This window comes from Thiomicrorhabdus chilensis DSM 12352 (assembly GCF_000483485.1).
GTDB lineage: Bacteria > Pseudomonadota > Gammaproteobacteria > Thiomicrospirales > Thiomicrospiraceae > Thiomicrorhabdus > Thiomicrorhabdus chilensis.
This window is the reverse complement of sequence record NZ_KI519609.1, coordinates 1,797,393-1,822,738: the sequence shown is the minus strand read 5'-3', so window position 1 is coordinate 1,822,738 and position 25,346 is coordinate 1,797,393. Positions and strand designations below refer to the sequence as shown.

The 25,346-nt window shown below is 47.1% G+C and carries 21 protein-coding genes, 1 tRNA gene and 1 riboswitch; of the genes, 15 read left to right on the top strand and 7 right to left on the bottom strand.

The window, feature by feature from the left end; all coding sequences use genetic code 11:
• Positions 1-30 precede the first annotated feature (30 nt).
• A riboswitch (TPP riboswitch) is annotated at positions 31-136 on the bottom strand.
• Between the two features lie 144 nt (positions 137-280).
• The 9 genes from B076_RS0108710 to B076_RS0108675 all read left to right on the top strand — a co-directional run bounded on the left by B076_RS0108710 (position 281) and on the right by B076_RS0108675 (position 8,971).
• Positions 281-1,165: an HDOD domain-containing protein gene (locus tag B076_RS0108710; RefSeq protein WP_028486965.1), complete on the top strand. Its 885-nt coding sequence runs from the start codon at positions 281-283 to the stop codon at positions 1,163-1,165.
• Between the two features lie 176 nt (positions 1,166-1,341).
• Complete coding sequence (gene thrS, locus B076_RS0108705; RefSeq protein WP_028486964.1) at positions 1,342-3,270, top strand: threonine--tRNA ligase; 1,929 nt, start codon at positions 1,342-1,344, stop codon at positions 3,268-3,270.
• 54 nt (positions 3,271-3,324) lie between these two features.
• Complete coding sequence (gene infC, locus B076_RS12555; RefSeq protein WP_096777346.1) at positions 3,325-3,876, top strand: translation initiation factor IF-3; 552 nt, start codon at positions 3,325-3,327, stop codon at positions 3,874-3,876.
• Positions 3,877-4,063: 187 nt separating this feature from the next.
• The gene (gene rpmI, locus B076_RS13195; RefSeq protein WP_084205744.1) at positions 4,064-4,261 is read left to right on the top strand and encodes a 50S ribosomal protein L35; all 198 of its coding nucleotides are present in this window, start codon (positions 4,064-4,066) and stop codon (positions 4,259-4,261) included.
• 14 nt (positions 4,262-4,275) lie between these two features.
• The gene (gene rplT / locus B076_RS0108695) at positions 4,276-4,632 is read left to right on the top strand and encodes a 50S ribosomal protein L20 (RefSeq protein WP_028486962.1); all 357 of its coding nucleotides are present in this window, start codon (positions 4,276-4,278) and stop codon (positions 4,630-4,632) included.
• A 233-nt stretch (positions 4,633-4,865) separates the two neighbouring features.
• Positions 4,866-5,864 (top strand): phenylalanine--tRNA ligase subunit alpha, encoded by a 999-nt coding sequence (gene pheS / locus B076_RS0108690; RefSeq protein ID WP_028486961.1) that lies wholly within the window; start codon positions 4,866-4,868, stop codon positions 5,862-5,864.
• Positions 5,865-5,887: 23 nt separating this feature from the next.
• On the top strand, positions 5,888-8,278 hold the full coding sequence (pheT, locus tag B076_RS0108685) for a phenylalanine--tRNA ligase subunit beta (RefSeq protein ID WP_028486960.1): 2,391 nt from the start codon (positions 5,888-5,890) through the stop codon (positions 8,276-8,278).
• A 26-nt stretch (positions 8,279-8,304) separates the two neighbouring features.
• Complete coding sequence (locus tag B076_RS0108680) at positions 8,305-8,601, top strand: integration host factor subunit alpha (RefSeq protein WP_028486959.1); 297 nt, start codon at positions 8,305-8,307, stop codon at positions 8,599-8,601.
• Entirely contained in the window at positions 8,588-8,971 is a 384-nt protein-coding gene (locus tag B076_RS0108675; protein WP_028486958.1) for a MerR family transcriptional regulator, read from the top strand. Before B076_RS0108680 ends, B076_RS0108675 begins: the two co-directional genes overlap by 14 nt.
• Before the next feature lie 62 nt (positions 8,972-9,033).
• On the opposite strand, the gene B076_RS0108670 is transcribed toward B076_RS0108675, so the two are convergent.
• The gene (locus B076_RS0108670) at positions 9,034-9,492 is read right to left on the bottom strand and encodes a TetR/AcrR family transcriptional regulator C-terminal domain-containing protein (RefSeq protein WP_028486957.1); all 459 of its coding nucleotides are present in this window, start codon (positions 9,490-9,492) and stop codon (positions 9,034-9,036) included.
• Positions 9,493-9,871: 379 nt separating this feature from the next.
• On the opposite strand from B076_RS0108670, the gene B076_RS12550 reads away from it, so the two are divergent.
• The 4 genes from B076_RS12550 to B076_RS0108650 all read left to right on the top strand — a co-directional run bounded on the left by B076_RS12550 (position 9,872) and on the right by B076_RS0108650 (position 15,875).
• Entirely contained in the window at positions 9,872-11,047 is a 1,176-nt protein-coding gene (locus tag B076_RS12550) for an efflux RND transporter periplasmic adaptor subunit (RefSeq protein ID WP_051347268.1), read from the top strand.
• A 23-nt stretch (positions 11,048-11,070) separates the two neighbouring features.
• Positions 11,071-14,214 (top strand): efflux RND transporter permease subunit, encoded by a 3,144-nt coding sequence (locus B076_RS0108660; RefSeq protein WP_028486956.1) that lies wholly within the window; start codon positions 11,071-11,073, stop codon positions 14,212-14,214.
• Positions 14,211-15,674, top strand: coding sequence for an efflux transporter outer membrane subunit (locus B076_RS0108655; RefSeq protein ID WP_084205743.1), 1,464 nt, complete (start codon positions 14,211-14,213; stop codon positions 15,672-15,674). Before B076_RS0108660 ends, B076_RS0108655 begins: the two co-directional genes overlap by 4 nt.
• Before the next feature lie 124 nt (positions 15,675-15,798).
• A tRNA-Pro gene (locus tag B076_RS0108650) sits at positions 15,799-15,875 on the top strand.
• Between the two features lie 260 nt (positions 15,876-16,135).
• Here the strand turns inward: B076_RS0108650 and B076_RS0108645 are convergent.
• The 4 genes from B076_RS0108645 to B076_RS0108630 form a co-directional block, all read right to left on the bottom strand.
• Positions 16,136-17,068: a hypothetical protein gene (locus B076_RS0108645; RefSeq protein ID WP_028486954.1), complete on the bottom strand. Its 933-nt coding sequence runs from the start codon at positions 17,066-17,068 to the stop codon at positions 16,136-16,138.
• A 185-nt stretch (positions 17,069-17,253) separates the two neighbouring features.
• On the bottom strand, positions 17,254-17,595 hold the full coding sequence (locus tag B076_RS0108640; RefSeq protein WP_028486953.1) for a hypothetical protein: 342 nt from the start codon (positions 17,593-17,595) through the stop codon (positions 17,254-17,256).
• A 412-nt stretch (positions 17,596-18,007) separates the two neighbouring features.
• Positions 18,008-18,685, bottom strand: a complete 678-nt coding sequence (locus B076_RS0108635; protein WP_028486952.1) for a recombinase family protein — start codon at positions 18,683-18,685, stop codon at positions 18,008-18,010.
• Between the two features lie 482 nt (positions 18,686-19,167).
• Positions 19,168-20,460, bottom strand: a complete 1,293-nt coding sequence (locus B076_RS0108630; protein ID WP_157753545.1) for a tyrosine-type recombinase/integrase — start codon at positions 20,458-20,460, stop codon at positions 19,168-19,170.
• 270 nt (positions 20,461-20,730) lie between these two features.
• On the opposite strand from B076_RS0108630, the gene B076_RS0108625 reads away from it, so the two are divergent.
• Positions 20,731-21,261: a DUF3087 domain-containing protein gene (locus B076_RS0108625; protein ID WP_028486950.1), complete on the top strand. Its 531-nt coding sequence runs from the start codon at positions 20,731-20,733 to the stop codon at positions 21,259-21,261.
• Positions 21,262-21,380: 119 nt separating this feature from the next.
• Here B076_RS0108625 and B076_RS0108620 read toward each other — a convergent pair whose 3' ends face one another.
• Together B076_RS0108620 and B076_RS0108615 are read right to left on the bottom strand one after the other, a co-directional pair.
• Positions 21,381-23,930 carry an ABC transporter permease gene (locus tag B076_RS0108620; protein WP_028486949.1) on the bottom strand — a complete coding sequence of 850 codons (2,550 nt, stop codon included), beginning with the start codon at positions 23,928-23,930 and terminating at the stop codon, positions 21,381-21,383.
• Positions 23,923-24,666, bottom strand: coding sequence for an ABC transporter ATP-binding protein (locus tag B076_RS0108615; RefSeq protein ID WP_028486948.1), 744 nt, complete (start codon positions 24,664-24,666; stop codon positions 23,923-23,925). The genes B076_RS0108620 and B076_RS0108615 overlap by 8 nt, the downstream gene beginning before the upstream one ends.
• A 51-nt stretch (positions 24,667-24,717) precedes the next feature.
• Here B076_RS0108615 and B076_RS12545 point away from each other — a divergent pair, with 51 nt between their 5' ends.
• Positions 24,718-25,341 carry an arylesterase gene (locus tag B076_RS12545; RefSeq protein ID WP_245566344.1) on the top strand — a complete coding sequence of 208 codons (624 nt, stop codon included), beginning with the start codon at positions 24,718-24,720 and terminating at the stop codon, positions 25,339-25,341.
• Positions 25,342-25,346: the final 5 nt, after the last annotated feature.

Here is a 25,346-nt window from a genome sequence, read left to right as displayed (position 1 = left end):
TGCTGGTGAGCAAAGAATTGCATTGAACTGGTAATGTATTGCGGCCTGTCCCTACGCCAGTATTAACTGGATCAGGTTCATAGGGTTCCTTCGGCAGACGAAGATCTCAGGCGATTTGCCACCCCTTGGCGTAAAAGTGATTGTTGCTGTTATGGACAGCCACTGTTTTTAAAACACGGAGTATTTTATCTCATTTTTATTCCGTTTTATGTGAAAATTAGAGTGTGTTTTTGAATTGAATGTGTTTTTGATAAGCCGTTTAACGTACTTAGGATGAGAGATGTCAGCGACAGAAGTTAAAAAACCAAATGTGAGCAAGGTCATTATCGAGCGTCTACAGGCGCTGGATGATTTGCCCCACTTTCCCGATGCTCTGATGAAACTGGAGCGTCTGTTGGCAAGTGGTGAAGATATCCATATCAATGATCTGGTGAAATTGATCGCACAGGATCCCAGGTTGGCCGCAGGCCTGATTGGCGTGGTCAACACGGCCAAGTACTCGATGGGAACCAAAGTCACAGATCTGTCTGAGGCCGTCACCAGAATCGGGACACAGGATGTGCGTCTGATGGCGCATGCAATTAACTACAAATCCACCTTTAAGAGTAAGCCACCATTCAGTGAAAAGCACTTTTTGCGACATGCGATCTTGTCCGCTTTTGTCGCCCAGGAGTTGGCGAAGGCTTTACATGTCAATACGGGAGAGGCTTTTTTATGCGGTCTGATGCATGATATTGGTATCTATCTGTTGGCTGTGGAGGATCGGGATAAGTATCTTCAGGTCATGAAATTAACCGAGTATGACATTGATCGTTTAGCGCCTTCGGAGGTGGAGGTGTTCGGAACGCATCATGCGATGATGAGTGCCCGCCTGCTTCAGCAATGGAAATTCCCACAAGAAGTGGTGATGGGGGTGGCCAACCATCATTCGCCACACAAGGCGACGGAACCTTTTCAGGCTCATGCTTACCTGACGTATCTGGCCGAACAGGCCGCTTTCCTTTTAGATGTCGATAATGGTGTGGCGGATCTTTCAGAAGCCCATCGTGAAGAGCCTTCCGAGAGTTTGTTGGCCGCCCTTGAGTTTTTCGGATTGGCCTACGAGAATTTCGATGAAATTATTCGTCAGGCTTTTGATACGGCACAAGATGCAGGGATGATTTGAACAGCTGTGCCCTTAATTTATGCATGGATGGCCAGTCACAAAAACAGTTTGTTGATTTAGCCGTCATCTCTTTGTGAGTTTTAAATTTAAAGTCATCAATCTTTACAAGAACAAATTAGAAAATGCTAAAATATATGGCTTATTTTTTAATTTGTATATCAACAGAGAATAAATCGATGCCAATCATTACGTTACCCGACGGATCTACCAAAACATTTGATGAAGCAGTTTCAGTCATGCAAGTGGCTGAGAGTATTGGAACCGGTTTGGCAAAAGCCACGGTGGCTGGTCGTGTTAATGGTCAGTTGAAAGATGCGAGTGATGTGATTACGGATGATGCTTCTCTGGAAATCGTGACCTTAAAGGACGATGATGGTGTGCATATTATGCGCCACTCCTGCGCTCATCTTTTGGGGCATGCGCTTAAGCAGCTGTACCCGGATGTGAAAATGGCGATTGGTCCGGTTATCGATAATGGGTTTTACTATGACATCGACATGGAGACCAAGATCGGTCCGGATGATTTAAAAGTGATCGAGAAACGCATGCAAGCTTTGGCTAAAACCAAGTATGCAGTCATTAAGAAAATGACGCCTCGGGCCGATGCAATTCAGATGTTTGAAGAGCGTGGTGAGGATTACAAACTTGAGTTGATCAAAGACCTGCCGGACGAGACCGAGTTCGGTTTTTATCACCATGAAGAATACATCGATATGTGTGTAGGGCCCCATGTTCCACACATGGGATTCATCAAGGCGTTTAAGCTGACTCATGTGGCCGGTGCCTATTGGCGCGGAGATTCTGACAACAAGATGCTTCAGCGTATTTACGGCGTGGCCTTTGCCAGTAAGGACGAACTTAAAGAATACTTGCATATGATGGAAGAGGCTGAAAAGCGCGACCATCGTAAATTAGGTAAAACATTGGATCTGTTCCATCTGGAAGATCTGGCGCCGGGGATGGCTTTTTGGCATCCTAAAGGAACGACTTTATACCGAGTTGTTGAAGAGTATATGCGTGAACAATTGGTCATGAATGACTATGAAGAGATTCGCACGCCCTTGATTATGGATCGTTCTTTATGGGAAAAGTCCGGGCATTGGGATAAATTCCAAGACAATATGTTCACCACGGAAACCGAAAACCGTGATTATGCAGTGAAACCCATGAACTGTCCGGGGCATATTCAGGTTTATAATCGTCACTTGCACAGTTATCGTGATTTGCCAATCCGTATTGCGGAGTTTGGTCTGGTGCATCGTAACGAGCCCTCTGGAACACTGCATGGTTTAATGCGTGTGCGCTCGTTCACACAGGATGATGCCCATATTTTCTGTACCGAAGATCAGATCCAGCAAGAAGTGCAGGCCTGTATTGATTTGGTCTTTGAAACCTATGCTGATTTCGGTTTTGATAATATCGCCGTTAAGTTTTCAACCCGACCCGAGCAACGTGTAGGGGCAGACGAAGTGTGGGATTTGGCGGAAACGGCCCTTGAAGCAACTTTAAAGAACGCCGGTTTGGATTATGCTTTGCAGCCAGGAGAGGGTGCGTTTTACGGGCCTAAAATTGAGTTTCAGTTGAAAGATTGCATCGGTCGTGTGTGGCAGTGCGGAACCATTCAGTTGGACTTCTCAATGACCCAGTCTGAACGTCTTAATGCGGTCTATGTGGGTGCGGATAATGAAAAACATCATCCGGTGATGATTCACCGTGCGATTCTCGGATCGCTCGAACGATTCGTAGGAATTCTGGTCGAACACTATGAAGGCAAGTTCCCAACTTGGTTGTCTCCAGTTCAATTAGTAATCGCGTCGATTTCCGAGGTTCATAATGAATATGTAGGCGATTTTGCTAAAAAATTGAAAAAACATGGGTTTAGAGTCGAAACAGACTTGAGAAATGAGAAGGTTGGGTTTAAAATTCGCGAACACACTATGCAGCGAGTACCGTATATTTTGGTCGTAGGTGACCAAGAGATGGAAAACGGTACTGTCAATGTTCGTGCCAGAGGTGGGAAAAATATGGGCAGCTTCGCCTTTGAAGAGTTAGTGGAGCTGTTAACAACCGATATTGCCAATCTGGGACGAATCGTGGAAAGTTGAGATTTGACCGACTGCATTTAAGAAATTACAAAACTGGAGGATATTGCTATCGCAATTCGTAGAGGCCGTGGAAGACCACAGCAACCTGAAGCACCTAAGGATAATATTAACGGGGCCATTACCGCTCCTGAAGTTCGTTTAATTGATGCAGATGGAGAACAGGCTGGTGTTGTTCCCCTAAAAGAGGCGCTTGAAGCTGCGAGGGACGCAGAATTAGACCTAGTCGAAATTTCTGGAAAAACCGTACCGCCTGTTTGTAGGATTATGGATTACGGTAAATATCTTTACCAGCAACAGAAAAAACAGCACGAAGCTAAGAAAAAGCAAAAGCAAGTGCAAGTAAAAGAAGTGAAGTTTCGCCCAGGAACTGAGGAGGGAGATTATCAGGTCAAACTACGCAACCTGATGAAATTCCTAGATAAGGGAGATCGCGTCAAGGTAACCATCTGGTTCCGAGGCCGTGAAATTACCCATAAGGAACTGGGATTGAAAATGTTGGAGCGTATTCGGGATGATATTCAAGAGGTTGCGACCGTTGAACAAATGCCGAAAATGGAAGGCCGTCAGATGCAAATGATGGTTGCTCCTTCAAAAAAAGGTAAGTAATTCATTTAGTAATTGCTGCCACACAACAACTGGGACGTTTTTGGACGCTTTATTGTGGCCGAATGCGTTACCGGTGCAGCTCCCTCAGTGCTGTTCGTTGTTCCGAAAGATAGTCATTGGCTATTATTGTTAAAAATGAAGTGGTTCTTAATGTTTAAGAGATCACTTAAATGCGGAGTTTGGGCTAATGCCAAAAATGAAAACAAACAGTAGTGCTTCAAAGCGCTTCAAGAAGACGGGTTCTGGCCGTTTTAAGTGCAAACAATCTCACCTACGTCACATTTTGACTAAAAAATCGACTAAGCGTAAACGTCAGTTACGTGCCGCTAGTATGATTCACGATCACGATGTGGCGATGGTTCGCCGTATGTTACCGTACGCTTAAGGAGAGATTGAAAAATGGCAAGAGTTAAAAGAGGTGTCATCGCCCGTCGTAGACACAATAAAGTATTAAAAGCAGCAAAAGGTTATTACGGTGCACGTAGCAAGGTTTTTCGCGTTGCTAAGCAAGCTGTAATCAAAGCAGGTCAATACGCCTATCGTGACCGTCGTCAGCGTAAGCGTCAATTCCGTCGTTTGTGGATTGCACGTATCAATGCTGCGGCTCGCATGAACGGAATGACTTATAGCCGTTTAATCGATGGTATGAATAAGGCAGGCATTGCGGTTGACCGTAAAGTGCTTTCTGATATCGCTATCCATGATGCGGCTGCGTTTACCGCCATTGCTGAGAAAGCAAAAGCAGCCATCGCTTAATCGCTGAGGCTGTGTATGCTGGGCTGATTTTTCAGCCTGCAATATCCCAAAATAGGGGGCATGAGTTAGAAATTTAACTTTTGTCCCCTATTTTTTTGATTTTTTTATCTATAAAAGATTCTATTTGTCGTTTGATTAAAGGTTTTTATGAGTCGACACAAGTAGACTGTTTTATAGATAAAATCTGTGATAAAGATTCTTTTTAAATCGATCCGATTAAGGCATTTCTGATTATGCAACAAAAACTTCAAGCTATTATTTCACAGGCTCAGGAAGCGATTTCTGAAGTCAGTGAGTTGGCGCAACTTGATGAGCTCAGAGTTGAGTATCTGGGCAAAAAAGGTTCGCTTACCGAAATCATGAAAACCATGGGGCAGTTAACCCCGGAAGAGCGTCCCCAAGCTGGCCAGATGATCAATCAGGCTAAGCAACAAGTGCAAAGTTTGCTGAATGCCAAGAAAAAAGAGTTGGATGACGCCAAGCTGGCCAAACAGTTGGCCGAAGAGTCGATTGATGTGACTTTGCCGGGTCGAGGCGTGGATTTGGGTGGTTTGCATCCTGTCACGCGTACATTGCGTCGTATTGAGACCCTGTTTTCGAAAGCCGGCTTCGATGTCGAGACCGGGCCGGAAATCGAAGACGATTGGCACAACTTCGAAGCGCTGAATATTCCCGAAACGCATCCGGCTCGTGCCATGCACGACACCTTCTACATCAATGAAAATACCGTTTTGCGTACCCATACTTCCGGGGTTCAGATTCGTACCATGGAAGCCAAGCAGCCGCCCATGCGTGTGATTGCGCCGGGACGTGTTTATCGATGCGATTCCGATCAGACCCATACCCCGATGTTTCATCAGGTGGAAGGGTTGATCATAGAAAAAGAAGCCAGTTTTGCGCAGTTACGCGCTTTGTTAATCGAATTCCTAAAACAGTTTTTTGAAGACGATGAACTCAAAGTACGTTTCAGACCCTCTTATTTTCCGTTTACCGAACCTTCGGCGGAAGTGGATATTGCCACTAATCTATTTGGCGATGGACGCTGGATTGAAGTATTGGGCTGTGGGATGGTGCATCCTAATGTGCTTAAAAATGTCGGTGTTGACCCGGAAGAATACACGGGCTTGGCGTTTGGTCTTGGCGTAGAGCGTTTGGCGATGTTGCGTTATAACGTGAAGGATTTACGTCAATTTTTTGAAAATGACCTCCGTTTCTTAAAGCAATTTAAATAGACCAGGCCTGTTGAGAAAATATTATGAAATTGAGTGAAAATTGGTTAAGAGAGTGGGCTAATCCTGATTGGTCTACCAATGAATTAGCAGAAGCGCTAAGTTTGGCGGGTCTGGAAGTGGACAATGTTGAGCCGGTTGCCGGTGAGTTCAGCAACGTGGTTGTTGGGCAGGTGGTTTCGGTTGAAAAACACCCGGATGCGGATAAGCTGAATGTCACACAAGTAGATGTGGGCGAGCAGGATCTTTTACAGATCGTATGTGGCGCTAAAAACGTGGTAAGCGGCATGAAGGCGTGTTGCGCAAAAGTGGGTGCCGTATTGCCCGGTGATTTCAAAATCAAAAAGGCTAAGTTGCGAGGCGTACCCTCTAACGGCATGCTGTGTGGTGCGACTGAAATCGGTCTGGAAGATGATGGTGTCGATGGATTACTGGTCTTGCCGGACGACGCACCGATTGGCATGGATGTACGCGATTATCTCGATTTGAACGACAGCATGATTGACGTTGACCTGACGCCCAACCGTGCCGATTGTTTAAGCATAGAAGGGATTGCTCGCGATGTTGCAGCCATTAGTGAAGTTGAAATCAAAAGCCCGTTTGAATCTGCCGACATTGAGTATGCAGGAACTTGTCCGCAAAAAGTCACGGTTGCAGAATCACAGGCCTGTCCAAAATATTTGGGCTGCGTGGTCACCGACTATGATGCCCAAGCAAAAACTCCATTGTGGATGATGCAGAAATTGCAGCGCGGTGGCATTCGTACACTGGGCTTGGTGGTGGACATTACCAATTATGTGTTGCTTGAGTTAGGCCAGCCGATGCATGCTTTTGATCTGGATAAATTGCAAGGCGGCATTCAAGTTCGCAAAGCCAAAACCGGTGAGAAACTGGTGACCCTGGATGACAAGGAGTTGACTCTGAATGACGGTACTTTGGTAATTGCCGATGATTCAGGTGCCATCGCTTTGGCCGGAATCATGGGGGGCTTGCCTACGTCGGTGACGGATGAAACCACGAGGCTGTTTTTCGAATGTGCACATTTCACTCCCTTGGCCATTGTCGGCAAGGCGCGTGAATATGGTTTGCATACCGATTCGTCGCATCGTTTCGAACGTGGTGTCGATCCGGCTTTGCCCGAGCGTGCACTGAACCGAGCATTGCAGCTGTTTACCGAAATCGCCGGCGGCCAAGTCAGTGAGGTCGAGTCTGTCATTTCGCAAGATGATCTGGCTCAGCCGGTCACAATCGAACTTAGACGTCAGCCTTTGGCCAAACGCTTGGGAGCCGAAGTGGAAGACAAGCGTGTTGAATCTATTTTCAAAGGATTGGGTTTTGCGGTCGAATCGAGCGAAGACGGCTGGCGAGTAACCGCTCCGACTTATCGATTCGATATGGCGATCGAGATGGATCTTGTTGAGGAAGTCGGTCGCATCTATGGCTACAATAATCTGCCGGATACGCCGGTAATGGCACCGATGACTTTGAACGAACTGCCTGAATCCGAGCAGGAGTTGCACGCGTTGAAAACGGCGTTGGTGCAACGAGGTTACAGTGAAGTCATCACTTACAGCTTTGTCGAAGAAGGTAAACAGCAGCAGTTGAGCCCGGATCTGCCTTATGTCTTGCTTAAAAATCCGATTTCGGATGATATGAAGGCGATGCGTACCACGCTTTTCCCGGGATTATTGCAAACAATCTCCTACAACCAAAACCGTCAGCAACCTCGTGTGCGTATATTTGAAACAGGTCTGGTTTTCTACAAAAACGAGTCCGACCCGACTGGCGCCACACAAGTACCGATGGTCGGTGGTGCGGTGGTCGGTTCGGTTGCCGATTCCGGTTGGGATGAAGTATCACGCAAAGTCGATTTCTTTGACATCAAAGGGGATGTTGAAACCTTGTTGCGCATGAGTCACCAGTTGGGGACCATTCGTTTTGAATCCTGTGAACATCCGGCCTTGCATCCTGGCCAGTCCGCCGCCATGATCAAAGACGGTAAAGAAGTCGGAATCATCGGCAAACTGCACCCTAAGCTGGTTAAGGGCATGGGTGTGAGTGAAGACGTGTTCTTGTTCCAGATTCGTCAGGATGCCTTGATGACCATGCAGGTGCCCGCCGCGCAGATGATTTCCAAGTTCCCGGAAGTTCAACGAGATTTAGCCTTTGTTGTGGCCGACAGTGTTCCGGTTCAGGCCCTGTTGGATGCGGTGATGGCGGTTGAATCGGAAATTCTGCAAGCGGTTGATTTGTTTGACATCTATCGTGGACAAGGGGTTGATGAAGATCAGAAAAGTGTCGCTTTAACACTGAAGATTCAGCATCATGAGCGGACCTTGCAAGACGAAGAGGTGGATTCGCTGATCGAACGTGTATTAGATTCCGCCAAACGCGCTGTAAATGCCGTTTTAAGATAAAGTTAAAAATAATAAGGATAATTCAAATGACTCTGACAAAAGCGGATATTGCCCAAACTCTATCGGACACGTTTGGATTTAACAAGCGTGAATCCAAAGAGTTGGTTGAGCAGTTTTACGATCAAATCAGCGAAATCCTGGTTTCAGGAGAGCAGATCAAACTTTCGGGTTTTGGTAACTTTGAATTGCGAGACAAGTCTTCTCGTCCCGGACGTAATCCCAGAACCGGTGAAGACGTTCCCATTTCAGCCAGAAGGGTGGTAACATTTAAACCTGGACAGAAATTAAGAGCGCAAATCGATAATCACTATGGCGAAAACTAAGCAACAGACTCAATTAGAGATTGAGTTACCCGATAAAAAATATTTCACCATCGGTGAAGTCGCGGAACTGTGTGACTTGAAGTCGCACGTTTTGCGCTATTGGGAGCAGGTTTTTCCTCAATTGGAACCGAACAAGCGTAGTGGACGTCGTTACTATCAACGTAATGACGTTGAGCTGATTCTGGAAATCAGGACGCTGTTGCATGAGCAGGGCTTCACCATTCCAGGCGCTAAGGCTCGTCTTGCCAAAAGCCGCATCAACCCCGCGAGTATGGATCTGCCGGAAGAAAAGCAAGGTGCGCTTGAGCACCTGCAACTGATGAAGTCGGAACTAAAAGAGTTCCGCAATTATGTCCAAACACGTTTCTAAGTTGTTTTAGCGCCTGTTTCAAAGCCTGAAAAGTCTGCTGGAAATGAGCAGGCCTGTCTGAATTAGATTGAATTTTCTTTAAAAAACAACGATTTTGGTTGGTTTTCTTGTCCTTGGGACGTTTTACATCCCTGTAAAAAGATGCGAAGCGCTTGATTCAGTGCGGCGTCCATCTCATCCACCGTAATGGTTTCACCAAACAAAGCACGCAACACAAAGGGTCCCTTGATCATTTCCAAAAACTGGGTGGCCGCCAATTGTGGATTTTCCAGCTCCAGTCGGCCTGCATCAATCTGTTTCTGCAAATAATTTTTCAGCATGTCGATCGCCGTTTGCGGGCCATAACGGTAAAAGATCTTTTGGATCTCTCCCTGATCCAGGTTGTTTTCGGTAATCACCAGGCGATAAATCGCAGTTCCATCAGGTGACAAGGCGATGCGCTGCAGGGTCTGGCCAAAATTGAACAGGCTGTTTTCAATGTCATCGCTCCAGTGGGTCTCTTCTTCAAAATGCCCAAACAACTCTTTGGATTTCTTTTTAAAGACCGCCTCAAATAACCCGAGCTTGTTTCCAAAAAGCCGATAGAGGGTTCCCAGTGAACCGCCCGACAGACGATTTCATTAACGCTGGTGCCGGCATAGCCTTTTGATAAAAAAACCTCTTCAGCCACGTCTAAAAACTTTTTTTGGCGAGCCAAGCCTCGTTTGGTGGTGGTTTGTTGATTAAGGCTGGGCTGTTGTTCAGAGGTTTGGGGCATGTGTGGTCTCTCGAATGGTTCAATAACTTCATGATATTTTATGAGGAAATATTATACATTAAAACTTGATTAAGACAGATTGTGAGTTAAGTGTAATGTGTGTTACACTTTAATGGTTTCAGATTACTTTTGAGGAAAAAATCATGTTCCCTGTTTCACAATCCTTGGTTAAGTTGAGTGCGCTGTTGCTGATTGCGGCGGCTTCGGTTTTTCCCGTGCAGGTTTATGCCGATGGAGAGCAAAACTCGGCGGCTAAACAGGCTATGCCTGTCAAGGTGATGATCGCCAAACGTGGCGATAGCCCGGTCTTTTATGAATATCCTGGAAGAATCCAAGCAGTACAGACGGTTGGCGTTTTTGCCAGAGTAGCCGGGGTGTTACAGGAAAAATTCTATGAAGACGGGCAAGTTGTCAAAGCCGGTCAGCCTTTATATCAAATCGATGCACGCCGTTATCAGGCGGTTGTCGACAAAGCCAAGGCCCAGTTGCAGGTGGAGCAGGCCAATCTGAGTCAAGCGAAAAGAGAATACAACCGGGTGAAAGGACTCTACTTCAAGAAAGCGGTCAGTGAGCAGGAACGCGACACCGCCATTTCCAGCCTGGAGTTGGCAAAGGCCGCAGTGCAGGGCGCCAAAGCTGCGTTGAATGATGCCCAGATCGATTTGGATTATAGCCACGTTAAGGCTGAAATTTCAGGTGTGACCGGCATTAAACAGCAGGATGTCGGTAGCTTGGTGGGGACGGATTCACAGAATAGTCTGCTGACCACCATTACCGATCTGAGTTCAGTTTATGTGATTTATGCGATGCCGGACAGTCAGAGACAAGCCTTACGCAGTTTGATGCGCCAAGGAAAACTGGTCAAAGCCAAGGAAAACAGATTGATTGCTCAGATTATCGACGAGCAACAACAGGTTCTTGCCGAAGGTGAGGTGGATTTTACCGACAGCCGAATTGATGAAACGACCGGCAGTGTGCAGGCGCGTGCGGTGTTTGCCAATCAGCAAGGCCAGTTTTTGCCGGGTGAATTTGTACGTTTGAGAGTGCTTTCGGCGACACGAAAAAATGTGTTTGAAATTCCACAGAAAGCGGTATTGCAAATGGGGCAACAGGCCTTTGTTTATGTGGTCAAGCAGGGGGTGGCAGAATTAATGCCGGTTGGCCTGGCTGCCCAGCAGGGTGAAAGCTGGTTGGTGGAATCGGGTCTGCAAGAGGGGGACCAGGTGGTGGTCAATAATCTGATTAAGCTCAGACCCAAAACTCCGGTTAAAGCCATAACAGCCAACACTTCCGGTCAATCTGACTCCGAAGCCCAGTAGCGCCCAACTGAAAAGGATCATTTATGTTTTCGAGATTTTTTATAGACCGACCGGTATTGGCCACGGTGTTTTCATTGATTATCGTGATTGCCGGTTATCTGGGCATGAAGTCTCTGCCGGTTTCAGAATACCCTGAAATCGTTCCGCCGCAAGTCGCGGTGGTGGCAACCTATCCCGGTGCCAGTGCCGAGACGATCGCCGATACAGTGGCGGCCCCGCTTGAGCAGGCAATCAATGGGATTGACGACATGCTCTATATCAACAGTGTCACCTCTTCGTCCGGTACCTTGACCCTGACGGTGACGTTTGACATTGGCACGGACATCGACCAGGCGAATATCAACGTCAACAACAAGGTTCAGGGGGCGCTGAGCCGATTGCCCGCCGAAGTGCAGCAGTTGGGTGTCAATGTTAACAAGAAGTCGTCGAGCATTCTTAAGGTCATCTCTCTTTATTCCGATGATGCCAGTTTGGATACGGTGTTTATCGCCAACTACGGTTTGATCAATGTCTTGGACGACCTGACACGAATTCCCGGTGTCGGTGAAGTGAGGCAATTTGGTGCTAAAGATTATTCGATGCGCATCTGGCTGGATCCGAATAAGCTGGCCAAATATCAGTTGACTCCAAATGATATTTCCAATGCCATCAAAGCACAAAACTCGCAATTTGCCGCCGGGCGTTTCGGCCAGGAACCGATGGCACAGCCTCAGGCCTTTACCTATACGGTCACGACAGAAGGGCGTTTGTCCGATGCCAGTCAATTTGAGGACATTATTCTCAGAGCCGAATCCGATGGCGCCATGTTGCGTCTGAAGGATGTCGCTAGGGTCGAACTGGGTGCACAAGCCTATAATTTCAACGCCACCTATGACGGCCAGCCCACGGTGCCGATGGGTGTGTTTTTACAGCCTGGCGCCAATGCCCTGGAAACGTCTAAGCTGATTGATGCCAAACTCGAAGAGTTGGCCGCCAAGTTCCCCAAAGGGTTGGCTTATGCCGTGCCTTACGACACCACCGAGTTTGTTGAGCTATCCATCAACAAAGTCATTTACACTTTGTTGGAAGCCTTGGTGCTGGTGGTGCTGGTAGTGTTTCTATTCCTTCAAAACTTGCGAGCGACTTTGATTCCTGTATTGGCGATTCCGGTTTCCATCATCGGGACGTTTGTGGGCATGTATCTGCTTGGTTTCTCGATCAACCAGCTGACCCTGTTCGGGATGATTCTCGCCATCGGTATCGTAGTCGACGATGCGATCATCGTGGTCGAGAATGTGGAGCGCATCATGCGCACCTACCAACTTTCCGCACGCGAAGCGACCATCAAAGCCATGAACGAAATCACCGGCCCGATCATTGCCATCGTCTTGGTGTTGGCGGCCGTGTTCCTGCCGGTGGCCTTTATTGGCGGCCTAACCGGGCAGATGTACAAGCAGTTTGCAATCACCATCGTCATTTCGGTGACCATCTCCGGTATCGTTGCCTTGACGCTGACGCCGGCTTTATGTGCCAATATGCTCAAACCCGAGCATGGTCAACAGGGGGCATTTTTCCGTTTATTCAACCGTTTCTTTGAATGGTTGACCTCGGGCTTCAGTCGTGGTGTCAGAACGTTAATGCGTTACAGCCTGTTAAGTGTGTTGCTGTTTGGCGGATTGTTGGCGCTGACTTATCAATCCTTGAACCACTTGCCCAAAAGTCTGTTGCCGCAGGAAGATAAAGGTACGCTGTTTGTATTGAGTTATCTGCCACCTGCTTCTTCTTTGTCGAGAATGGAGGTGGTGCGTGACCAAGTCAGCGATACTTTATTGGCACATCCTGGCGTGGAGCACTCCATCAGTTTTGCCGGTTTTGATTTGCAGACCTTTACCGAAAAAACCGATTCGGCGGTTGCCTTCGTCAAATTGAAACATTGGGATGAGCGTGAGTCGGCAGAACTTTCTTCCGATGCCATCGTCGGGCAGTTGTTCGGGCAGTTAATGGCGGTGCCGGATGCCTTCAGTATTCCGATCGGCATGCCGACCATTATGGGCATGAGCATGACCGGTGGATTTGAAGCCTATCTGCAAAACCGCACCGGGCAAGGTTCGTTGGCCTTGAGTAAAGTCACCGATGAGTTGATCGCCAAAGCGGTGGCGCGCCCGGAACTGAATCAGGTACGCACCACCTTCTCCACCAAGGTGCCGCAATACGAGGTGTTGCTGGATCGAGAAAAGGCGCAAAGCATGCAAGTCTCGGCCAAAGAGGTTTTTGCGGCCATGCAGGCCACCTTTGGGAGCTTATATGTAAACGATTTCAATCTGTATGGGCGTACCTATAAGGTCAACTTGCAGTCCGAAGCCGATTATCGTGAAAAACCCGAAGACCTGTCCCAGGTGTTTGTGCGTTCACAGACCGGCGAGATGATCGCCTTAAGCAGTCTGGTGACTTTTAAACGTTTGACCGGAGCCGATGTGGTCGACCGATTCAATCTGTTCCCGGCAGCCAAGCTGATGGGTGAGCCGGCTCCGGGTTACAGTTCGGGGCAAGCCTTGGCCGCGTTTGAAGAAGTGGCCGCCGAAGTGTTGCCGGAAGGTTACTCTTTGGGCTGGGTCGGTGAAGCCTATCAACAGAAGCAATCGGCCAGTGCCGGAAATCAGGCTTTCCTGTTTGGCTTGCTGTTCGTGTTTTTGATTTTGGCGGCGCAGTATGAACGCTGGTCGATTCCTCTGGCGGTCATCACCGCCGTGCCGTTTGCGGTATTGGGTGCCTCGGTCGCCGTCTGGCTCGGCGGTTTAAGCAATGATATCTACTTTGAACTCGGGCTGCTGACGCTGATTGGTCTGTCGGCCAAGAATGCCATTTTGATTGTGGAGGTGGCCATGCAGCAGCGTAAGCAAGGTGTGCCTTTGGCCGAGGCGGCCGAATATGCCGCACGATTACGTTTCCGTCCGATTGTCATGACCTCTTTGGCCTTTACCATCGCGGCGGTGCCATTGATGTTAAGCACCGGCGCGGGGGCCGCGGCGCGTGTTTCGGTGGGAACCGGATTGGTGGGCGGCATGCTCGCTGCGACCTTGTTGGCACCGTTATTTGTGCCGATGTTTTTCCGCTGGATCGCGGAGTTTTCGGAAAGGTTAAGTGGCCACCGTAAAACACCGTCTAACACTCAGGAGGTGGGGAAATGACCGTTCAATTTGTCAATAAACTCAGTAGGTTAGGTCGGTTGAAACCTTTGGCCACTTTGATTCCCGCTGTGCTGTTGCTGGGATGCAGTCAGGTTCCGGTCTATGAGAAACCACAGACCGACTTGCCGGAAACCTGGCAAGTTCAAAACCTGCAAAAAGTTGAAACTGTGCCGCTTGAAGAATCACTTTGGTGGCAGCGGCTTTCCGGCGATGAAACGCTCAATCAGCTGATAAACGAAGCTTTGCAATACAACCGTGATATGGCTTTGGCTCAGGTTCGTCTGACTCAAGCCCGCGCATTGTTGCGCCAGAGCCAGGCCGGACGGTTTCCTGAATTGAATCTGACGGGTGGTTTGGCCAGAACGCAAAGCAGTGACGAAGCTTATCCAGCCGGGCAAGGTGATACCTTTGGCGACTTTTCATTGGGCGCCCTGTTGAGTTATGAAGTTGATCTTTGGGGTAGAGTCGAGGCATCCATTAAACAGTCAGAGGCGACTTTTAAAGCCACTCAAGCCGACCAGCAAAGTTTGGCCTTGAGTATTAAGGCCGCCGTTGCAAACGCCTACCTGAATTTGATGGCGTTGAATCAGAACTTGGCATTGGCCAAAAATACGGTGAAGTCGCGTCAAGAAACCTTGGAATTGCGTCAAACCCAGCTGGAATACGGCAGTGTCACGCCATTGACAGTCTATCAAGCCGAGTCCGAATTGGCCTCCGTGCAAATCGCCTTGCATCAACTTGAAGAGCAAAGAGCTCTGCAGCAAAATGCACTGGCCGTACTGATTGGCCGTTCACCGAAGGCGCTGCTGGCATTGGCGAGCCAGGCACCTTTGTCGGTGTCAGCGCTAACAGATGTGAATACTCTGCCAATCCCCAAAAACTTGCCGTCAGATCTGCTGAATCGTCGCCCTGACATTCAGGCAGCCGAGCAGAGATTGATTGCCGCCAATGCCAATATCGGGTTGGCCAAGGCCGCCTTGTTTCCAAAGATCAGTCTGACAGGCCTGCTCGGTTTTCAGAGTGAGTCGTTGAGTCGTCTTTTTGAAGAAGATGCTATCGGCTGGAACGCCGCGGCCAATATCAATGCACCGGTTTTCGATTACGATCGCCGTCGTTCTGAGGTTAAAATCACCGAGGCTGAACAGCAGGCGATGTTGATTGATTATCGGCAAACAGTGCGCGTCGCCTTCCAAGAAGTGTTGGATGCCACCACTCAGTTTGAAAGCAGCCAAAAGCAGCTGGAAGCGCAGCAGCGTCAGGTATCGGCACTCTACCAGACGTTGAATTTGGCCCAGGATCGTTTCGATGCCGGTTACTCCAGTTATCTGGAGGTTCTGGACGCACAACGTAACCTCTTCAATGCCGAATTGGCGCAGGTCAATATGAAACTCAATCACGCCACGGCTTTGGTGAACCTCTATAAAGCCTTGGGCGGAGACTGGCAAGCAAAGGCCGAATAAACTCAAGGCTTTGACGGCCTCTTGAGAGGGGATAATCAATCAGGTTGCTTAAAAATTTCTTATGAAAATGAGCAGGCCTGGTTGATTTGTTCGTCAAAGGCCCTATAATTCACCTTCTACAAATCGGGGTGTAGCGCAGCTTGGTAGCGCACTTGTCTGGGGGACAAGTGGTCGCAGGTTCAAATCCTGTCACTCCGACCATTTTCTTTTCTAAATTGCTTTAAAAACATATACTTACCTCTCCCTTTGTTTTTCATTGTAACTAGGTTGTAACTAGGTTGTAACTAGGTGTTGCTAGGCTAATTTATTAATTGATATGCACCTACAGCATGCGTCTACCTGTAATGTCCATCATGGACACCTAAAGGATAGACAAAAAGGCTATAACTATATGATATACAAGTAAATACAAGTAAACTATAAGTCAAACCTTTTTGTCACTTTTAGACCTCCATGACTCCTTACCACTCGTCTAGGCTTTCAGGAGTAGGACTACGGATAACTCTAGTCTTCTCTCCCTTGCTAGCTTCTTCATACTGTTCAGTGGGAATGAGTACATAAGACTCCCCAAGAAGAATACAAATAAGTTTCTCTTTTTGCACATCATCAAGTAGCGCCCAGTCTTTACCATAAGCGACCCTGTTTAACTTTTCCCCGACCTTCACTTCTGCTTTCATCTTCTGCTCTTCTCTGTCTAGCTCACTCGCTTCAGGGCTATACTTCCTAGAGAAAATACTCCAAGGTTCAACTTGAGGGTTGTTGCTATTTAACTGCTCAATGAAGTCCTCTTTTTCAGATGAATTGAGAGCTTCTTTAATTGTGTTCTTCATGTTACACGCTGTCTGGTGACCAATCATGCCACCCATCTCAGTAGCAATCTCTCTACAGCTCATCTCTGAGAATCGCCCCCAGTTCCTCCAAAAGCTTAACCAAGCTTCCTGAATCTTTTGAGGTTGCGACATGTTTATGTGTGACTTTTGGTTAATACTTCTAGCTAGCTCCCTTGCTTGAGTCCTTGAAGCGCCTTGGAGTACTTTCACTTTGACTCTCTTAGATACTAGGATGCCTTTTTGATAAGCCTGTCTATAAGCCGCTAATCTATGATGACCATCAACGACATGAAAGTACGGTTTATTGGTATTCTTGGTCAAGTAGTTTAGTTCAGCGTACTCGTCTCCATGGAGGTGTACAATGATGGCGTCTAGGCTGTCCGCTCCGTTCTTAAGAGCCTTTACGAGTTCCTCTATTTGCTCTTGGCTTTGACTCTTCATTGCTGACGCTCTATAGCCGTCGGCTCTTATATCTCTGACTTGGTTAGCTCCTTCTCTTAGGTCTCCAATTAGACGGTCAAATGAAATCTCTCGGTGCTTGTACTTTGGTTTGAAACTCTGCATTTAATTCTCCTTCACACACAGTAAATCCTCCATTAGATATGGCTTGTATCTTTAGGATTCTTACTGTGCGCTTGTTAGTTATTAGTTAGTCATGAATGACTGAAATAAGGACTTTTAAACCCTTATATTTAGAGGGCTGTAGGTTTTTTTTAGACACCTCCTCAGGTGATAGTATTAGTGACTGTCTACTTTTTAAATAGATAATTAAGACTACCTCTAGGAATGCCTGTCCTATCTGCTATCTCCGAGTAACTAAAACCCTTTTCTTTAAGCTTTATTGCTTGTTGCTTGCTCTCTTTGGAGTGCTTCCTGTATTTACTGGGCTTATCTTCTATTGCTAGTATTTCTTTAATTTCAGCTAGTGAGTAAGCCTCATTGTTATAAATGAAAACTAATTGTGTCTGAGCCTGTTTGCTTGGCCTTTCAATTATCTTCTTCAGCACCTCCTCACTAATGGTTAGCTTTCTACTTTTCCACCCTTTAGGCGTTGGCGTCCTTCTATATATATCAATATCTTTGAGTATCATTAATTCTCCCTTTTCAATTTATTACTTAAGTGGTTTTGAATTGATAGCAGGGATAGAAATACTGGTCTCTAAATTCTCTTATTGAGTCCTATAAAAACCAGACCTTTCTCCCCTATAGTGGGGGGTAATTCTAAGACGTTGATTTATATGGATAATTTTCCAAAACAGGCAGGCTGCTAGAACACTATCTAAGAGATTTTTATGAAAACATATAGGGGTGATAAGGGTAGCAGGGAAAAGTGGCCTGAAGGGCTTAATAATGCTTTAAAAAAACAGGAGTTTACTATAAATTCAAACTCAGGAGTTTTACAGCAGACTATGTTATCTATTTCTAACTTGTTGACTTGGTGCGTAAAACCTAACCAAGAACAGCTATCATGTGCTAATCATAGAGCTAACAGTCTGTGGGTGTTTAGGCTAGTCTCTCAATGATTCTTTTAACTGTCATGGGCTTGAATTGACTCCCCCTAGATGTTGTTAGTCCAGCCTTATTTAAAGCTTCTGAGATTGCCTGTAAGCTCGCTCCTTTGGCTCTTAAAGGCTCAATAATGCTTCTGTACTGCTGAGCGTTTTCAATGGCTTTTCGCTCTCGTGCTTTATTCCTTTCGTTGGTCTTATCTCGTAGACCTCCAAGCTTAACGCCTCTAGTTTTTGCCTCTGCTAAAGCCGCTTTCGTTCTTGCACTAATAAAGTCTCTCTCTTGCTCAGCCAAAGCCGCATAGATATGCAGTTGGAACTTGTCAGCATTAGGCATAACAGCTACCTTAAAGTTGAGCGATTTGTCTTCTAACAGTGAAGCAATAAAGGAGACCTTACGGCTCAATCGGTCTAGCTTAGAGACCAAGAGTGTCGCTTTTAGATTCTTGGCAACTTCTATAGCCTTCATTAGCTCTGGTCTAGCATCCACCTTGCCAGACTCTATATCTGTGAACTCAGTAACGACCTCACACTTACTACAGAAGTTATTAAGATATATTTCTACATCTCTCTTTTGAGCATCTAAGCCAAGTCCTGAGTCTCCTTGCTTCTTTGTCGATACTCGATAATAGATAACGTAACGCTCATTGTTAAGAGTGTCTATTGGTGCCATAACTAGGTCTCCTTCTTCAGCTTAAAATTAATATAACATAAGACTATGTACGTTGTGAATGTTATAAAGGGCTTAATTATGGGACTCCTAGGTTTAAATTGACCCCCATGGGGTTAGCTATAAGACTGTTTCAAAAAAAGGTTAAAGGGTTGCAGTCGTGGTCGTTGTTGTTGTAGTATTTTGATTTTAAAATTAATTACATCCACTATATTATTCATAAAAAAATGATTATTCGATTAAGTATTCTTTCATTAACAACCCTTTTCCTTAGCGCTTGCGCATACAGCCCTGAGAAGCAATCTGTAAGTAATTTATGCAGTCATGCAAATGGCCCCTTAGCTCCCTATGAAATATTAACGGGAGAGTACAAGAGCAGAGAAGAAGCACGCATTGAACTTAGAAGACGTGGTCTCAACCCTGAATCGTATGAGTGTAATAGTCTTGCCCGAAAATGATAATTGTTGAGCTAAAGTAACAAGTTTTTATAGCTTAGGTAGGACTTTAATTGCATCATAAAGTTTGTCTAGACCATACCCATGGAAGTACGTCTGATAGCTTTCAGTCGTTAAGGTGCGGTTATGTCCTGTGAGCCAATCTACTACTTGTGGCTGTTCTGGAAAATGGTTATGTAGAGTTGTGCTAAAAGTATGCCTTAAGCTGTGCAGTGTATGGGACTCAGCAAACTCTTCACCGAATATTTCTTTAGTTACAGTCAGCCTGTGAGTGCTGAAAGTATTAGGCTTGAAGTCAAAACCTGAGAAATTATCCAAAAGGGGTTCTAGGTCGGGGTGGATAGGTATAAACCTAGTTGCACTTTCAGTTTTCCCGTCTCCATCGGGTGCTATTGAAAAGCATTTGATATTCCCGTTTTGAGATTCCATGTTGACTATACTTGAAGAGTTTAGTTTGAACAGCTCGTCTCTGCGCACCCCCGTGTAATAGGTAATAGTCCAAGCCAACTTGAATCTTTCAGGTAGCCCTTCAAGAATCTTTCTGGCTTCTGATACACTGAATGCCTGCCTGATTTTCTTGTTTTTTGTAGATATTCCTGTATGAGTGAATGGATTGTCTGTATCAACCATTCGTTTTCTTTTAGCAGTCTTAAATATCGCTGAAAGAGTGGTTATGTCATTCTTAGTCGTTTTACTAGAGACCGCTTCCAACCTGTGTTCAATGTATTCATCGACCATAGTAGTATCTATCCAATTTAATCCTATGTCAGGCAATTGGAGAAAGTTTAAAAACTTTGAGACAACATTGTCATAGCTATTGATATACCTTGGAGCGCGGCCATCTTTGGTAGCTTTGGTTTTTGTGAGCTGTAACGCCTGTTTTAATGTCGCATCGATAGGGTGTTTATTGTCGCCTTCCATTCGATTAATATAGTTTGAAAAAGCCATAAGCTCGGCATCTTTTTTATAGTCTTCATGCAACGTATTACCAATGCGATACTTATCTCTCATTGTGTCAACGATATGTCTTAAGTTAGATTTGTCTTCTTCTGATTTTGGAGCTAAAGGAGGACCCATCTGGTCAACTAGCTCTTGGTATATTTGCTCTGTCGTTACTATTAGGTCGCCATTAATTAAGGCTTCAAGTTTTGCATCTTCTTCATCTCTTAACTTAAGAGCTACTTGAAGTGAGTCAGTTTTTAAAGATTTACGTATAGTCGTCATACCAATGAATAGGGGGTGTTCTTTGAGTTCCTTAGGTACTCTTCTTTGGTATGTCCAAGTATTGAATTGTTTAGTTAAGTGTCTGGGGTTTTTAGACATGATTATCATCTAATGTAACTAGGTTGTAACTAGGTATCATAATGGAAGAAACCATTATTTCAAGTGTGTTAGGGGGTTATCTCTTATTTGGTCGTTTTTTCAAATCCTGTCACTCCGACCATTTCTTTTTGTGTCCATGACACTCCGCAGTTTCAGTCTTACTTTTTGGTTTTGTTTTCTTACTTGTTGTTCTTGGGTTGAGTGGTAATATATTGCTCCGTGCCGTGGTTTCCATCCAGGGTAGATAATTCACGTTAATGAGAGCCAGAAATGTTTGAACTTGAATCCATTGATCCCAAATTTTATCGAGCCCAAACCCGTAAATCGACCCTGATTGTAATGGCGATGTTCATTGTAATCGGGCTGGTCACCGCGCGTCTGTTTGTGAATTGGTTTGGTGAATATTCCAATAATCTGATTGTACTGAACTTCATCGGTGCGTTTGTCGGACTGGTGATCACCGGCTTTATTGTCAAAGGCTTCTTTAAAGATAAGCCGTGGATGAAAGAGGCGATGTACGCGTGGCGATTAAAGCGCAATTTGATGCAGATCACCAACCGCTTGCGTCCGATTCAGGAAGCGGTTGAGCAGGGCGATGAGCAGGCGATGAAGATTTTGCGCTTTTATCATCTGGGTTTGGAGCAAATGCACCGTTTGGAAGACAACAGCAGCGCCTTGATCGACCTGGTGGCCGAAAAGCACGCGTTGGAGTCGAAGATGGAAGCCCTTGAGATGGATTTGCAACAGACTTCTTTTGACCCGTCATGGGTTGAGCCCTATCCCAATCAAAACAACGATTGAAAGCATCCTGTCAAAATGGGCAGGCCTGCCCATTTTGGTAAGCGCTCTTAAGCAGTATTAAGTCTTGAGAGTCTTTGCCAGATTTTCAAACACGAACATATCTTTTCTGTTTATCCACGTCAGTGCGTATTCAAGTACAGTTTGAGCTGTTGCGGGCTTTTTCTTAAAAAACTGTATTGAGTGGCCAATCCAATCAAAAGCAGCAATCCGCTACCACTGACAATACTCAACAGCCACAAGTTCAGGTCGAGACTCGGTTCGGTTTTGAGCAGGAAGTGACTGATCAACAGACTCGCCAATTGCGCAAAACTGGCTGCTAATAAACCTGCCAAACCGCCTAATAATACAAATTCGGTCAAGCCGATCTTGACGATTTCACGGGTTCTCGCGCCCAGCGTTCTAAGCAACAGCCAACTCTGAATGCGCGCCTGCTGACTGGCGAGCGTGGCGGTAAAGAGCACGCCGATACTGGCCAGCAGGGTAAAACCATAAAGCCCCGAAACCGCCCAGCTGGCTTGTCTCATGATCTCCTGAATCTGCTGCATGATCTGGCGCACATCAATCAACAATACGCCGGGTGTGGCCTGCGCCAGTTGTCTGGTCAATTGCGCAGCGGGGTTTGAGGTGAGGGCGCTGGCATCTTCTCTGGCAGCGGGCTTGTCGGAAGCGGCCGCTTCATCGGCCAAATAAAAGTTTCCGATGTATGAAATTGGCAAGGCCCGGTCCTCTACCGGTTCCAAAATGAAGAAAAAGTTTAGCTGAAAACTTTGCCATTCGACTTTGCGCAGAGAGTTCACCTGGTATTGCCAAGCTTGTCCGGCAAAATTGAAGGTCAGCACATCGCCAAGCTGAATATTGAAAAGTTCGGCCATGCCTTCCTCAACCGATACCCTGGGATAGTCAAGTGGCTTATCCCAGTTTGCCAACACCTCGTTGTGAGACGGTATTTCTTTCAAGATGGCCACATTGGCTTCGCGCTCCAGCATGCGGCGTGCTCGGTCTTCGCTCTGTTGGTTGGCTAATAGGGCGGTTTGGTTGATGGCGGTGAGCCGACCGCGCACCATCGGCACCAGTTGGGGAGAGAGCTGTTTTTCGGCCAGAATCGACTGCACCGCGTCTTTCTGCTCCGGCTGTATGTTCATCACAAAGGTATTAGGGGTGTTGGCAGGAAGGGAGGCCTGCCAGTTTTGCAGCAGATCCTGACGCACAAAGGTCATCAACATCAGCACAAACAGCACCATGCCTACCGACACCAATTGAATCTTGACCAGTCCGGATTCTTTGAGCAGGTTGGATAGGGCGATGCGCAACCAGCCGCGACTGTTTACCTGCCAAATGGCCATCAGTTTGAGCAGGCCGATTGCACTCCCTAGCAGGGCTAGACTGATGACAACCAAGCCTGCCAAAATCCAGCTCAGGGAATCCAGTCCTAACATGAGACTGATCAATCCCAGTAGCAGTGCAAAGCTGATGAACCAGTGGATGCCGTTGGGGGTTCTGGGCACCGACTTCAGCACTTGCATGGGGGAGGTTTTTACGGCGGTTTGGAACGCCTGCCAGGCAAAGCTCCATAAGACCAACAAGCCGCTGATAAAACCGGTCACCATGGCGGGCATCGCGCTGGGCACCACTAAGGGTTGAAAGTAATGGCCAATGACGGGCAGTAACAACCAGAAAAGCCCGTAGCCAATGAGAATGCCGATACTGCTGCTGAACAGGGCAATCCAGCTCAATTGCATCGCAAACAGACGTTGCATTTTGGCATTGCTGGCACCGAGCGCCCTTAACAGGGCCATGCTGCTTTGCCATCGATTCAGATAGAAGCGGCTGGCGATCAATATCGACATGCCCGCGACCAACACCGCAGACAGGGCGGAAAGATCAAGGAACAGCCAAGCGGTATCCAGTGATTGCGCTAAGTCTTCGGTCGGGGCCTGGGCTGACAAAATCTGCCAGTGCGGGTTGTTCTGTTTGCTCAGCTGTTCTGAAAACTGCTTGATTTGATTGGCCGATCCTGCCACCTGCAGTTCGTAGGTTACTCGGCTTCCGGGGCCAATTAACCCGGTTTGCGCCAAACGTTGTTCGGACATCAGGACCTGTGGGGCAAATCCGCCCATCGGGCCGATGCCCTGTTTGTTAAGCACACTGCCGGCGATTTGAAAATCCAGATTACCGAGGGTGACTGTGTCCTTCTGACTGATTTGCATCAGGCTCAAAAGCTTGGGCTCTACCCAGATGCGATTGGGGGTTAGCGGTTTAGACGTAGATGGGATCAAAGGTTGAAGCGGTTGTTCGGATGCCGATTCGATCTGTCCTCTAAGCGGGTAATCGGCGGAAATGGCCTTAAGCTGCACCAGCTGGAAATTGTTATTGGCCAGCGCCATGGTCACCACCGAAGTGGTCTGCGCACTCTTCAAACCCAACTCATGGGCATGCTCTTGCCATTGAGCTTCTATGGGACGGCTGCTGCGGATCACCAAATCCGCGCCCAGAGATTCGGCCGCTTTGCGTAACATGCTCTGTTGCACGGTTTCGCCCAATTGCTTGACCAGAGTCACGGTGGTGCTGGCGATGATGACCGCCAGAATCAACCAGACCCAATCGCCTTTTTTGAGACTGCGGAAAAACCATTTGGAAGCGGTCCGGCTGTCTTCAAAGAATTCACGCATGGTCGATTTCCGTCCCGGAAGAAGCCGATTCACTGAGGTGACCCTGGGTTAAATGTAAAACCCGGTCGCACCGGTTGGCGAATTGCGAGTCATGCGTCACCAGAATCAAGGTGGTGTTGAGGTTGCGGTTGAGGTCGAACAACAGGCCTTGAATCTGCAAAGCGGTCTCCTCATCCAGGTTGCCGGTCGGTTCGTCGGCAAACAAAACCTTGGGTTCGGTGACGAAGGCTCGGGCAATCGCCACGCGTTGTTGTTCACCTCCGGAAAGTTCGGCAGGCCTGTGGTTTGCGCGGTGGCTAAGGCCGACCTGCTCAAGCGCTTGCTTCGCTTTTTGTTTGGCATCGGGCAGATCAAACAACTCGAGTGGCATCAGAATGTTTTCAAGTGCGGTCATGCTCGGCATTAATTGAAAGTTCTGGAAAATAAAGCCTACCTGTTGCGCGCGAATCTGGGCTCGCTCATCTTCCGAACAGGTTTCCAGAGATTGGCCCAGCAAACGAATTTGGCCATTTGTCGGTTTTTCAAGCCCGGCCATCAAAGCCAGTAGAGTTGATTTTCCGGAGCCGGAACGACCGACTATGGCCACGGTTTCTTCAGACTGGACACTCAGGTTGCAGGCTTTTATGATATCCAATAGGGTTTGATCGGATGGAATCTGATAATGCACATTTTGCAGTTCAATAACAGGAGCGTTGGCTGAGTGAAAGGTCGAAATTTTTGGGCTTGGAGAGGTCATATTCTCTGGCTGTTTTTAGGGATGGGAATCAACCTTTATCCTAGTCTAAGCGTGGCGAATTCGCAAGACGCATCTGTGCTATCTGAAAAGCCGGTTTTACTGGTGTTTGGTGACAGTCTCAGTGCCGCTTATGGCATGGATCAGGATTTGGGTTGGGTCGCATTAATGCAAAGCAAACGGCCTCAGCTTAATGTCATCAATGCCAGCATCAGCGGGGAGACCACCTCGGGTGGCAAACAGCGTCTGCCGGCATTGCTGAAAACGCATCAACCAAACGTGCTGATTTTGGAATTGGGCGCCAATGATGCTTTGCGAGGGCAGAATTTGCAGGTCAGCCAACAGAACCTGCAGGTCATGATTGATTTATGCCAAACGGCCAAGCCCCAATGCAGGGTGGTGTTGCTGGGAATCCGTTTGCCAACCAATTACGGTCCGGCCTATGATCGCCAGTTGCAACTGATGTATCAGAGTTTGGCGCAACGCAATCAGCTTGTTTTTGATCCGTTTTTCATTGAAACGGTGGCTTTGGACCCGGACTTGATGCAGTTTGATGGTTTACATCCTAATGCGGATGCCCAGCCTTTGATTTTGCAACGGGTTTGGCCATTGATCGAGAAGGCCTTGCCGTCAAGCGCGGCCTCTCAAATGAATAAAACGGCTGATTCAGGCGCTTAGCCCAG

Bases quoted from the DNA above. Each gene is read 5' to 3' on its own strand.
- B076_RS0108710 (WP_028486965.1), top strand. From the start codon at position 281: ATGTCAGCGACAGAAGTTAAAAAACCAAATGTGAGCAAGGTCATTATC.
- thrS (WP_028486964.1), top strand. From the start codon at position 1,342: ATGCCAATCATTACGTTACCCGACGGATCTACCAAAACATTTGATGAA.
- rpmI (WP_084205744.1), top strand. From the start codon at position 4,064: ATGCCAAAAATGAAAACAAACAGTAGTGCTTCAAAGCGCTTCAAGAAG.
- rplT (WP_028486962.1), top strand. From the start codon at position 4,276: ATGGCAAGAGTTAAAAGAGGTGTCATCGCCCGTCGTAGACACAATAAA.
- pheS (WP_028486961.1), top strand. From the start codon at position 4,866: ATGCAACAAAAACTTCAAGCTATTATTTCACAGGCTCAGGAAGCGATT.
- pheT (WP_028486960.1), top strand. From the start codon at position 5,888: ATGAAATTGAGTGAAAATTGGTTAAGAGAGTGGGCTAATCCTGATTGG.
- B076_RS0108680 (WP_028486959.1), top strand. From the start codon at position 8,305: ATGACTCTGACAAAAGCGGATATTGCCCAAACTCTATCGGACACGTTT.
- B076_RS0108675 (WP_028486958.1), top strand. From the start codon at position 8,588: ATGGCGAAAACTAAGCAACAGACTCAATTAGAGATTGAGTTACCCGAT.
- B076_RS12550 (WP_051347268.1), top strand. From the start codon at position 9,872: ATGTTCCCTGTTTCACAATCCTTGGTTAAGTTGAGTGCGCTGTTGCTG.
- B076_RS0108660 (WP_028486956.1), top strand. From the start codon at position 11,071: ATGTTTTCGAGATTTTTTATAGACCGACCGGTATTGGCCACGGTGTTT.
- B076_RS0108655 (WP_084205743.1), top strand. From the start codon at position 14,211: ATGACCGTTCAATTTGTCAATAAACTCAGTAGGTTAGGTCGGTTGAAA.
- B076_RS0108645 (WP_028486954.1), bottom strand. From the start codon at position 17,068: ATGCAGAGTTTCAAACCAAAGTACAAGCACCGAGAGATTTCATTTGAC.
- B076_RS0108640 (WP_028486953.1), bottom strand. From the start codon at position 17,595: ATGATACTCAAAGATATTGATATATATAGAAGGACGCCAACGCCTAAA.
- B076_RS0108635 (WP_028486952.1), bottom strand. From the start codon at position 18,685: ATGGCACCAATAGACACTCTTAACAATGAGCGTTACGTTATCTATTAT.
- B076_RS0108630 (WP_157753545.1), bottom strand. From the start codon at position 20,460: ATGTCTAAAAACCCCAGACACTTAACTAAACAATTCAATACTTGGACA.
- B076_RS0108625 (WP_028486950.1), top strand. From the start codon at position 20,731: ATGTTTGAACTTGAATCCATTGATCCCAAATTTTATCGAGCCCAAACC.
- B076_RS0108620 (WP_028486949.1), bottom strand. From the start codon at position 23,930: ATGCGTGAATTCTTTGAAGACAGCCGGACCGCTTCCAAATGGTTTTTC.
- B076_RS0108615 (WP_028486948.1), bottom strand. From the start codon at position 24,666: ATGACCTCTCCAAGCCCAAAAATTTCGACCTTTCACTCAGCCAACGCT.